10 protein-coding genes and 1 pseudogene are annotated in these 10,980 nt (G+C 58.4%); 5 read left to right on the forward strand and 6 right to left on the reverse strand.

From position 1 onward, the window contains the following. Both DMO26_RS34665 and DMO26_RS32790 read left to right on the forward strand, forming a co-directional pair. Positions 1–178, forward strand: a pseudogene (locus DMO26_RS34665) (YecA family protein); the annotation flags it as partial. A gap of 119 nt (positions 179–297) precedes the next feature. Then, positions 298–540, forward strand: a complete 243-nt coding sequence (locus DMO26_RS32790) for a transposase (RefSeq protein ID WP_117196460.1) — start codon at positions 298–300, stop codon at positions 538–540. A 481-nt stretch (positions 541–1,021) separates the two neighbouring features. Here the strand turns inward: DMO26_RS32790 and DMO26_RS32795 are convergent, their stop codons facing one another. The 3 genes from DMO26_RS32795 to DMO26_RS32805 all read right to left on the reverse strand — a co-directional run bounded on the left by DMO26_RS32795 (position 1,022) and on the right by DMO26_RS32805 (position 4,633). Next, positions 1,022–2,047 (reverse strand): LacI family DNA-binding transcriptional regulator, encoded by a 1,026-nt coding sequence (locus DMO26_RS32795; protein ID WP_162895185.1) that lies wholly within the window; start codon positions 2,045–2,047, stop codon positions 1,022–1,024. A 169-nt stretch (positions 2,048–2,216) separates the two neighbouring features. Beyond that, entirely contained in the window at positions 2,217–3,389 is a 1,173-nt protein-coding gene (locus DMO26_RS32800; protein ID WP_117196462.1) for a Gfo/Idh/MocA family protein, read from the reverse strand. A gap of 191 nt (positions 3,390–3,580) precedes the next feature. Continuing rightward, positions 3,581–4,633 (reverse strand): sugar phosphate isomerase/epimerase family protein, encoded by a 1,053-nt coding sequence (locus DMO26_RS32805; protein WP_117196463.1) that lies wholly within the window; start codon positions 4,631–4,633, stop codon positions 3,581–3,583. 158 nt (positions 4,634–4,791) lie between these two features. Between DMO26_RS32805 and DMO26_RS32810 the strand changes: the two genes are divergently transcribed. Genes DMO26_RS32810 through DMO26_RS32820 form a run of 3 tightly spaced genes read left to right on the forward strand, consistent with a single transcriptional unit; the run spans position 4,792 to position 8,077 of the window. Continuing rightward, positions 4,792–5,550, forward strand: coding sequence for a sugar phosphate isomerase/epimerase family protein (locus tag DMO26_RS32810; RefSeq protein WP_117196468.1), 759 nt, complete (start codon positions 4,792–4,794; stop codon positions 5,548–5,550). Continuing rightward, a complete protein-coding gene (locus DMO26_RS32815) occupies positions 5,547–6,686 on the forward strand; it encodes a Gfo/Idh/MocA family protein (RefSeq protein ID WP_117196464.1) in 1,140 nt (379 codons plus the stop codon). The genes DMO26_RS32810 and DMO26_RS32815 overlap by 4 nt, the downstream gene beginning before the upstream one ends. Positions 6,687–6,739: 53 nt before the next feature. Further along, a complete protein-coding gene (locus DMO26_RS32820) occupies positions 6,740–8,077 on the forward strand; it encodes an NAD(P)/FAD-dependent oxidoreductase (protein ID WP_117196465.1) in 1,338 nt (445 codons plus the stop codon). A gap of 45 nt (positions 8,078–8,122) precedes the next feature. Here DMO26_RS32820 and DMO26_RS32825 read toward each other — a convergent pair whose 3' ends face one another. From DMO26_RS32825 to DMO26_RS32835, 3 genes are all read right to left on the reverse strand, one after another. Continuing rightward, positions 8,123–8,314, reverse strand: a complete 192-nt coding sequence (locus DMO26_RS32825; RefSeq protein ID WP_226951511.1) for a helix-turn-helix domain-containing protein — start codon at positions 8,312–8,314, stop codon at positions 8,123–8,125. Between the two features lie 387 nt (positions 8,315–8,701). Next, positions 8,702–9,889: an IS91 family transposase gene (locus DMO26_RS32830; RefSeq protein WP_117196466.1), complete on the reverse strand. Its 1,188-nt coding sequence runs from the start codon at positions 9,887–9,889 to the stop codon at positions 8,702–8,704. A gap of 4 nt (positions 9,890–9,893) precedes the next feature. Further along, the gene (locus tag DMO26_RS32835) at positions 9,894–10,757 is read right to left on the reverse strand and encodes a tyrosine-type recombinase/integrase (RefSeq protein WP_117196467.1); all 864 of its coding nucleotides are present in this window, start codon (positions 10,755–10,757) and stop codon (positions 9,894–9,896) included. Positions 10,758–10,980: the final 223 nt, after the last annotated feature.

The raw sequence follows: 10,980 nt of genomic DNA on the forward strand, positions 1-10,980 counted from the left end.
CATCCTCATTCAGTCCACGAGATCCGAATTGGCCGAAATGATCTCCATGGCATTCCCAAAGCCTTCGCCGGCCCTGCTCAAGGATGCATGGCGCGCGATCCCGTTTGTGGTCGAGCAGATCTATGCCAATTGCAAGCCGATGCGCTTCAATCCCGCCGCCCCAGCAAATGACCCGTAGCGTCGCTACCGGATAGACGGCCTCGTAATCAGCCTGTGCTGCGTCACCAGCCGCACAACGTCAACCCAATTTGACCGTGGGGCGCTCAAAACGGTTACCATGGAGGCGCTGCTGGGGGGTTGGACAACAACCGTCTGCGTGAATTGTTCCGCCAAGCCGAAACCCAGGCCGTCATCCCGCCGAAAGCGGATCGCAAGGGCGTTATAACCTGTGACTTCGCCATGTATCGTTGGCGGCATCTCGTCGAGAATTTCTTCTGCGATCTCAAACAGGTCCGAAGCATCGCGACGCGCTGCGAAAAGACTGACGAAAGAGTCGCCGCCTTCATCTTCCTGCGCGCAATCCATCTCGCAATCAAATGAATGTCAACGGGCCTTAATACGGAGCACGTCGCAAGACAGCAAAAATCGCGGCCATCTGCGGTAAGACCTCCAGATTCCAAGCATAACCATTGCAGGTCCCAGAGTGCCGCAGCTCTGGGACCTGCCGGGCGCATGCCAAGCTTGCGATAGCGTCACGGGAGCTCAACCACCGACCATGCTTAACGCAGCGCATCCAAACATAAGCAAAAGACAATCGTTTGTCTCATTGTGCAAACGATTGTCAAAGCGTATTTGAATCGTTATTCGTGGGATCGCTCATTAATTGAGATCCACTATTCGACATGAATATCCGAACAAACATCCAGAGCCTTGGCGCACGCAGATGCCTACCAATCGAAGACCGGCGTTGAACGGCACGCTTCGTTGACAATCGGCGCGCTCTGCAGAAGAGGAATCACTTAAAAGTTTAGCCGAACGTTGCTAGGTCGCCTTCTCGGCAAATTATCCAGCTGCAAACCCATTAATTGTCTCTGTTTGGCGCCGAAGTCTTCCCTTTGGACCGTTTAGCGCCACAGCTCTCACGAACTATAAGCTGATGTTCAACGACGATGCTTTTTGGTTTGAGGTTAGGGTTTTTTAAGTTTCGGATTAACAACTGCGCACCGAGTTCACCCATTTTTCGCCTTGGACTGCGGATAGTCGTCAACGCAGGCTCGAAAGCCGCCGCAAAACTTATGTCGTCGAAGCCGATAAAGGCAATATCTTCCGGTACTCGCAGTCCCTCATTTCGAGTGGATCGTATCGCACCCATCGCCATCTCGTCTGACGCGCACGCAACAGCCCTGGGTGGCGGACCGCTCGAAAGGATTCGCTGCATTGCCAGGCGACCCGCCTCGATATCGTAAGACTCGGCAGCCTCCACGCGAATGAAAGTGCTTAGACCTGCCTCAGTCATGGCTCTCGTGTAGCCTTGAATACGGGCGATCGCGGTTGGGCTTCGTTTGGGACCAGCTATATGCGCGATATCGGTATAGCCCTGTGCGAGCAGGTGCTTGACGGCAGCAGCGAACGCCTTTTCGTTGTCGATATTGACATAGGGAATACTGATATCTGCAACTGACCTGGATACGGCTACAATATGTCTTTCAATCCCCGCGAAATTCCGAAGAACCTCCGGGAGATGGCCCGTGAGAAGAATTATCCCATCGACCGCGCCGTTCAGCAGTTGCTGCGCCAGAGCTTCTTCCCTGACATTATCCAACTGCGTGCTGCCGATGATGACGCTCATGCCTTCCTTTTGGGCCGTATCTTCGATGCCAAGAACGACTTCCGGATAAAAGGTTGCAGCGATGTTCGGCAATATAACGAGGATCTGCCCGGCCATCTGGTTGCGCAGCATCCTCGCGCCGTGATTGACGACATAGCCCGTTTCCTCGACAATTTTTCGGATCCGCTCTTTCGTCTCCACAGTTACTCGAGGCGAATCCGCAAGCGCTCTGCTAACTGTCGAGACATCAACTTCGGCCAGTTGAGCGATATGTGCCATCGTCGGTCTTGACCTACGAGACTGCTTGTTCATTTTTGGTTGCTGGTGGGAGGGCAAGAAGCCTCTTCCTTTCAGGGCTGCGCCAGGCAATCGAGCCTTGCATGTTGCTGGTCATATCTCACAACTTTTTGCATTTTGTTACAATCCCTGTCACGCGACGAATCGAGTGTTAAACTTTTGTCCAGATACCATTTCTTTTCGACGATGCCACGCAGGCTTCCACGAAGGCGACGCCCTTGATGCCGTCGTCGACAGTCGGGTAGATGACGTCCTTGCCGATCGCCGCGCCGTTCTTCATCGCGTTGATCGCGTGCGCCGCTTCCGTATAGATCGTCGCGAAGGCTTCGAGATAGCCTTCCGGATGGCCGGACGGGATGCGCGAGACGCGGGCGGCCGCGGGACCGGCGCCGGCGCCGGCACGGGTCAGGAGACGTTTAGGCTCGCCGAACGGCGTGAACCACAGATAGTTCGGATCGGCCTGTACCCATTCGATGCCGCCCCTGGTGCCGTAGACGCGGATCTTCAGGCCGTTCTCGTGGCCCGGCGCCACCTGACTGCACCACAGCATGCCCTTGGCGCCGCCATCGAAGCGCAGCAGGACATGGGCGTTGTCATCGAGACGGCGGCCTTCGACGAAACTGTCGAGATCGGCGGCGAGGCTTTCGAGCGTCAGCCCAGTAATGAAGGCGGCGAGGTTATAGGCATGCGTGCCGATATCGCCGGTCGAACCGCCGGCACCCGACTGGGCCGGATCGGTACGCCAGACGGCCTGCTTGGCGCCGGTCTGTTCGACGGCTTCCGTCAGCCAGTCCTGCGGATATTCCACCTGCACGACGCGGATCTTTCCCAGGTCGCCGTTGGCGACCATCTCGCGGGCCTGGCGCACCATCGGATAACCCGTGTAGTTGTGGGTGAGGATGAAGAGCGCCTTGCTCTCATCCGCCACCTTCTTCAGCTTCCTGGCGTCGGCGAGGTTGGAGGTGAGCGGCTTGTCGCAGATGACATGGATCCCGCGCCGCAGGAATTCCTTGGCCGCGTCGTAATGCACATGGTTCGGCGTGACGATCGACACCGCCTCGATGCCGTCCTTCAGCCGCGCCTCGCGGATCGCCATCTCCTTGTAGGAGCCGTAATTGCGCGACGGGTCGAGCCCGAGATCGCGGCCTGAAGCGATCGCCTTCTCAGGCGTCGAGGAGAGCGCTCCCGCCACCAGCTCGAACTGGTCGTCCAACCGCGCCGCCATGCGGTGCACCGCACCGATGAAGGCGCCCGAGCCGCCCCCCACCATGCCGAGCCGGATGCGTGGCTGCCGCGCCTGTTCGTCCTTACCTTCGATTGTCATATTACCTCTCCTGAACAAATTGGTTTGCGGCCGCCCCTCATCCGGCTGCCGCCACCTTCCCTCGCAGGCGGGGAGAAGGCATGTGCCGCCCCCTCTCCGCCCATCTCGACCAATGAGCATCGCGGGTCCCCTCTCCTCGCAGGCGGGAAGAGGGATAGGGTGAGGGGCAGACTTGTTATCGGGTAGACATCTTAAAGCCCCAGCATCCGCCGGTTGGCCGCTTCGTCCGTACCGCCGGAAGCGAAGTCGTCGAAAGCCTTCTCCGTGACCCGGATGATATGCGCCTTGACGAATTCGGCGCCTTCGCGCGCGCCGTCCTCGGAATTTTTGAGCGCGCATTCCCATTCCACGACGGCCCAGCCGTCGAAATCGTTGGCGGCCATCTTGGAGAAGATCGAGCCGAAATCGACCTGGCCGTCACCGGGAGAACGGAAGCGGCCGGCGCGATTGACCCAGCCCTGGTAACCGCCATAGACGCCCTGCCGGCCGGTCGGGTTGAATTCCGCGTCCTTGACGTGGAACATCTTGATCCGGTCCTTGTAGATATCGATGTGGTCGAGATAGTCGAGGCATTGCAGCACGTAGTGCGACGGATCGTAGAGCATGTTGGCGCGCTTATGGTTCTTCACGCGCTCCAGGAACATTTCGAAGGTGGCGCCGTCATGCAGGTCCTCGCCCGGATGGATCTCGTAGCAGACGTCGACGCCGCACTCCTCGGCATGGTCGAGGATCGGCGTCCAGCGCTTTGCAAGCTCGTCGAAGGCGGTCTCGACGAGCCCGGCCGGACGCTGCGGCCACGGATAGATGAATGGCCAGGCAAGCGCGCCGGAAAAGGTCGCATGCGCCTTGATGCCGAGGTTCCTGGAAGCGCTGAGTGCCATCTTCACCTGCTCGACGGCCCAGGCCTGGCGCGCCTTCGGGTTGCCGCGCACCTCAGGTGCCGCGAAACCGTCGAAAGCCTCGTCATAGGCCGGATGCACCGCGACGAGCTGACCCTGCAGATGGGTTGAGAGCTCCGTCACCTCGATGCCGTTGCCCTTGGCGATGCCGGCGAATTCATCGCAATAATCCTTCGAGGATGCAGCTTGCTTGAGGTCGATGAGCTGGCTGGCCCAGGTCGGCACCTGCACCCCGACATAACCCTTTTCGGCCGCCCATTTGGTGATCGCGCCCCAGGAGTTGAACGGAGCGGCGTCACCCGCGAACTGACCGAGAAAGATGGCCGGGCCCTTGATCGTTTCCATCGTCAAATCCAACTCGTTTGATGCTGTCAGCATACGCTGAAGCGTTCTGACTGAATTCTAGCCGTAATCGATTTCCAACGTCTTGACAATAATACAATCGATTGTCTAAGCTGGACAAACGATTGTAGCCATCTCGAAAACTTATGCAAGGAAACGCAATGACGAAACTGTCAGTGCAACTGTTCACGCTGCGCAGCATAGAAAACGACAGCGAGATGCTGGATTCCGTCAGGGCGGCCGGTTTCGAGTTCGTGGAGCTGTATGGCGCCAAGCTCGCCCAAGGTCGGGATCTGGCTGAACTTATGGCGGCTCGAGGATTGCAGGCGACCGGTTCGCATGTTGCGTTAGCTGATCTGTCTGATAACCTAGAGGCCGTCATCGACAATACGCGAGCATTCAATATTTCCGCGTTGTTCGTTCCTTCCGTTCCCGTTCCGCAAAGAGACATGCCGGCCGCGGGTTGGAGGGATCTGGGAAAGCAATTGGCGATCCTGAGCGACAAGCTGTCCGCCCATGGCATGACGCTGGGCTACCACAACCACAACTGGGACCTGCATCTCAAGGATGGCGACAAGACGGCCCTGGATCTGGTGTTCGAAGCGGCTGGATCGGCTCCCGTACAGTGGGAAGCCGACATTGCCTGGCTGACGCGCGGTGGGGTTGATCCGGTCTTCTGGCTAAGGCGTTATTCAAGCCGGCTTTCCGCCGCTCACGTCAAGGATCTTGCTCCCGAGGGCCAGAACGAGAGTGAAGCGGGCTGGGCGGATGTGGGTTCCGGAATCCTGGACTGGAAAATCCTGTGGCCTGAGGCCATTGCAAATGGTGCGAAGGTTCTGGTGGTAGAGCACGACAAGCCTTTGAACCCGGCAGCCACGATCGCCAATAGCTTCCGCTACATTCAGGAGAGCCTGGCTTGAGTGCATATCCCGTGAAGGTTGGAATCATTGGGTGCGGTGTCATCAGCACCGCGTATATTCTCGGCGTGGGGCGCTCGCAGTCCATTCAGGTCAAGTCGGTCGCTGATATTCGAGAGGAAGCCGCCCGATCGCAGGCGGCGGCGACCGGCGTTGGATTCGCGACGATCGATGAGATATTGGCCGACCCGTCTATCGAGATCATCATAAACCTTACAGTCCCGAATGCCCATGCCGAAGTCAGCGGGCGCATCATCGAGGCTGGCAAGCACGTCTATTCCGAAAAACCGTTGACGGTTTCCGTGACGCAGGCTCGCGAATTGTTGAGTCTGGCGGATGCGCGCGGGTTGCGGGTGGGATGCGCTCCCGACACCTTCCTCGGCGCATCGCATCAAGCCTGCCGCGCTCTCATCGACGATGGAAGGATAGGAAAGGTTCTCGGTGGCGCCGCGAGCTTCCTGTCGCGCGGCATGGAGTCCTGGCATCCGAACCCCGACTTTTTCTTCAAGCCGGGAGGGGGCCCGGTTCTTGATCTCGGCCCCTACTACATCACGGCGCTGGTCAATCTTCTTGGTCCTATACGGGCTGTCACGGCCACGGCATCGACGGGATATCCCGTGCGCCGGATCGGGAGCGGTGACCGCGCCGGGGAAGACATCCAGGTCGAAACCCCTACCAGTTACAGCGCGCTTCTTACGTTCGTGAATGGCGCGCGCTTCACTCTGGATGCGTCATGGGATGTCTGGAAGCATCAACGTGCGCCCATCGAGATCTATGGGACGGATGGGTCACTGCTGGTCCCGGATCCCAACTTTTTCGGCGATGAGCCCAAGATCAGTGACAAGGGTGGAGATTGGCAGCCTGTCGACATCGCCGGATTCGCCTTCGGTGAAAGAAATAGGACATTGAGAACCGGCAGGGAGGTCGCGGATCATCGTGCGGTCGGCGTGGTCGATATGGCCGTGGCAATCAGGCGGGGCCGGCCTCACCGCGCAAATGGCGAACTGGCGTTGCATGTTCTGGATGTTCTGTTGGCTATCGGGAAGTCCGCATCAGACGCGTCAGCCATCGAAATCGAATCGAGGTGCGAGCGCCCGCTTGCGTTGCGCCAAGGTACGGACGAGAACGTTTTTCAATAGACATTGACCACCTCAGGCAGATGTGGTCCTGCCGACGTGGAAAGGGAATAGATATGCCGGGTCCAAGAGTCGTTCCTTTTCATGGCGACGAAGTGTTGCCTAAAAAAGTTGACGTCGTCGTTATCGGAGGGGGGATCATAGGTGCCGCGACGGCGCTTGAGCTTGCCGAACAGGGACTTGCCGTAGCCGTCTGCGAGAAGGGCGGGATCGGTCACGAGCAGTCCAGCAGAAACTGGGGATGGGTGCGCCTTTCCCGCCGGGATCCTCGCGAAATTCCCTTGATGATCGAAGCTGTCAAGATGTGGGAAACGCTCGATAAGCGATTGGGCCGCGACACCGGCTACAAGAGGGCAGGCATCACCTTCGCATGCGGTACCGAGGAGCAATTCAATACCTACGCTGAATGGGCCAAATATCTTGAGCCATATCAGATCGAAAGCCACATGCTCGATGGCAATGAGTTTGCAGAAATGTTCCCAGGACTTCAAATAAAGCCATTTGGTGCGTTGCACACATCCATTGATGGTCGAGCCGAACCGCAAAAGGCAGCACCCGCGATCGCTGAGGCCGCACGCGAGAAAGGTGTGGGGATTTTTACCGAATGCGCTGTCAGGGGAATTGAAACATCGGCCGGCAAGTTGAGCGGCGTCGTTACGGAGCGCGGTGTCATTCAATGCGACGCTGTTGTCATGGCGGGAGGGGCATGGACCAATCTGTTCTGCCAGCGCTTTGGCATCGACGTGCCGCAGCTCAACGTCCTGAACTCGGTCATCATGACAGAGCCGGTCGCGGGAGGACCGGACGGCGCGCTTTGGACGAAAGCGTTTGCCTTGCGAAAACGTCAGGATGGTGGCTACACTATCGCGTCAGGACATGAGAATATCGTCGATCTTGTGCCTAATTCGATCAGATACGGACTGAAGTTTCTTCCGTCGCTCAAGGAGGAGTGGAGGACCCTCAAATTCAGGCTTAGTGGGCGATTCTTTGAAGAGCTTCGCGTATCCAAGAACTGGAAAATGGACGAGGCAAGTCCGTTCGAATACAATCGTGTACTGGACCCAGTTCCTTCGAAAAAATATGCGGACGGCACGCTGGCAAAGCTGGCCGAAACCTGGCCAATCTTTGCGAACGCCGCGATCGCCCAGCGGTGGGGTGGCTATATCGACGTTGTTCCTGATGCGGTCCCAATCATCTCGGCAGTATCGTCGATCCCAGGATTTCATATCGCGACTGGCTTTTCTGGCCACGGTTTCGGAATCGCACCTGCAGCAGGTCGCTTGATGGCTGACTTGGTATCTGGACGAAAGCCGATCGTCGATCCCACCCATTTCCGATTCTCGCGTTTCTCGGATGGCTCCAAGATCGAGCTTATGCCGGACATGCGCCAGTGACATGCACGAGACGACCCATTCAAGCGACGAGCGTCCATTTGGACGCTATGCAGATGCGATCCAACATTTTTCCACGCATCGATGCGCCAGCGATCCGGTCTCCCGCTTCAGGATCACCAGATTGTTCACAAAACGCGGCGACACGCGAAAGTGCCGCGCTGCTTCCCGATGGCTATGCCCTTCCTCGACAAACGCAACAACACGACTACGCAACGCGATCGGATGTGATTTGCCCATGCCGCTTCTCCCTTCGAGCAAAGGGAATCACAGCTTCAATGATTTGAGAATCGGGAGGGTTATTTGAGGGCGCATCAGGCGGTGCGGCGAATTCGGGCGAGCTCATGTAAGCCGGATTGAACTAAGGCGCGGGTTGTTTGTCGCTGCTATGGGATTCTTAGAGCACGGCCGCTGGAGCGGAATCGGAAACGATTTCGCCACAGCCGCTCCACCGGGAATATGGGCTCGAATGTACGCCTTCGGGAGCGGTTTGCCGAACGTTTCGCGGATCTATTTGCGATATGGATCGGTATCGGCGGTCTTTTGCCCTGGCCAAGGTCAAGCGATATCGCACGCTGGAGATGCGCTGGGTCTGTGGGCGTATCACTTGGCGCAGATCGTCGGGCATCATGATGTATCGCACCGGAAGGATGACGGTCGGAGCGGCGCAACTGGGGCAACGTTGACACCTGTTTTACGCATGGGGCGCCGGCAGTCGGGGCATTCGTAGGAATTTGCGTGCTGCGATTTGGCGGAATGGGGTTGCCCGCCTGTTGGTGATGGTTGGCCCAAAAGGCTTCTGCAGAGACCGATACGAGCCCGTCGATGACAATTGGCGAGAAAGCCGAAGTGGCGCATGCGGTGGAAGCCGTCCGGAAGCACATGAAGGAGAAAGCGCCGGATGAACTCCTGGGAATGAAGGCGCATGATCTTCTCACGGTCGCGACCATTTCCCCGATAATCCTTCCATCGGAAGGTAATATGGTCGTCACCGACATCGACGATGCGGCTGTTGGCGATGGCGACACGATGGGTGTACCGACCGAGATAGGCAAGCACCTGGTCCGGCCCGCCGAACGGTGGCTTCGAATAGACGACCCATTCGATGCTGCGAGCACGTGCGAGATGGCGGGTGAACGCGTCGTCGTCGTTGAGATGGGTGAGTTCGTTGGAGAAGTGCAGTTCACCCCTGGCGAAGGCTTCAGCAAGAGCAGTCAGAAAGAGCCGCCGAAACAGGCGCGACAGCACGCGCACGGGCAGAAAGAAGCCCGGCCGGCATGCGACCCACCTTGACCTGTCCGGCGAGAGACCGCCGCCGGGCACGACGCAATGGACATGGGGATGGTGGGTCATCGCCTGGCCCCAGGTGTGAAGCACGGCGGTGACGCCGACCTCGGCGCCCAGCCATTTGGGATTGGCCGCGATCGTCTGCAGCGTCTCGGCCGAGATCCGCATCAGCAATGCATAGACGACCGCCTTGTTGTGGAAGGCGATCTCGGCGACGCCAGGTGGTAGCGTGAAGACTACATGAAAGTACGGGACCGGCAAGAGATCGGCGACGCGGGCCGCGACCCACTCCTTACGAGCGTCGCCCTGACACTTCGGGCAGTGGCGATTACGGCAGGAATTATAGGATATGCGGGTCTTGCCGCACTCATCGCAGGCATCGACGTGACCGCCGAGCCTGGGTGTCCGGCAGGCTTCTATCGCCCCCATGACGCGTCGTTCGCCGCGGCCAAGATGGCCGGCGTTCTCTCGTCTGTAAGAGGCCCCATGCCGCCGAAAGACGTCGGCGACTTCGAAGGTGGGGCGCAACCGATTACGATTCCGGCGGCGTCACCTCCAGCCGTAACCGATCGAGCGGGCTAGCGGTCGACCGGATCGTGTCGGTGGAAACCTGCGTATAGTGTGCCGTGCTCGACAGATGGGCATGGCCGAGCAGGACCTGGATGATCCGGATATCGGTGCCATTCTCCAGCAGGTGAGTGGCAAAGGAATGCCGCAACGTATGCACGGTAACGCGTTTTGAAAGACCTGTTGCCGAAACCGCCGACCGACAGGCGGCGTTTAACACTGTCGGTTCGATCGGCTTGTCAGCATCACGCCCTGGAAAAAGGAATGTCGTGGGGCGCGATAGACGCCAATAGCTGCGCAGGATGCCGAGCAGTTCGGTTGACAGCATAACGTATCGGGCTTTGGCACCTTTACCATGGCGAACATGCATCACCATGCGGGAGCTGTCGATATCCTCGACCTTCAGTCCGCAGACCTCACCGACCCTCAGGCCAGCGGCATAAGCCGTGGTCAGCGCCACGCGCGCCTTCAGACTGGAGACGGCCTCAAGAAAATGCACCACTTCGTCCGCCGACAGAATAACGGGGAGCTTCCGTGGCTCGCGCGCGTACGGGATCCGCTCGGGGACATCATCCTGGCCCAGAGTGATCCCATAGAAAAACCGAAGAGCGCATACAATCTGGTTCAACGATGCCCAGGATATCCCGGTTGAGACGAGGTAAACCTGGAAGCTACGAATATCGTCAAGATCGAGCCGATCAGGCGATCGGTCGAAATAGCGGCTGAACTTCCGTACAGCGTTGATGTAGGATCGTTGGGTTGCCGGGGAAAGATTGCGGACCGTCATGTCCTCGATCATCCGGCGGCGAAGAGGGCTTATCTCAGCCATCGGGGCCTCCTGTCTGAAGGGTGGGTTGCGACACAACCATCCTCTCAGTCAGGACGCTCTCGTCAAAGCCCGCCCCAAATCGCCGCGATTAGCGCCTTAAAGCGTGTCGCAATTATTCAGCCTCATAGCCTGCTGCTTTGAAGAAGTTTCGGCATTCGGCGACGGAGAAGAGGCTGATGATGTCGCCAAGGGCCTGTGTGATCGCATCGAAGCTGCGTGCAGC

It is taken from the genome of Rhizobium terrae, from assembly GCF_003425685.1.
Classification (GTDB): Bacteria; Pseudomonadota; Alphaproteobacteria; order Rhizobiales; family Rhizobiaceae; genus Neorhizobium; species Neorhizobium terrae.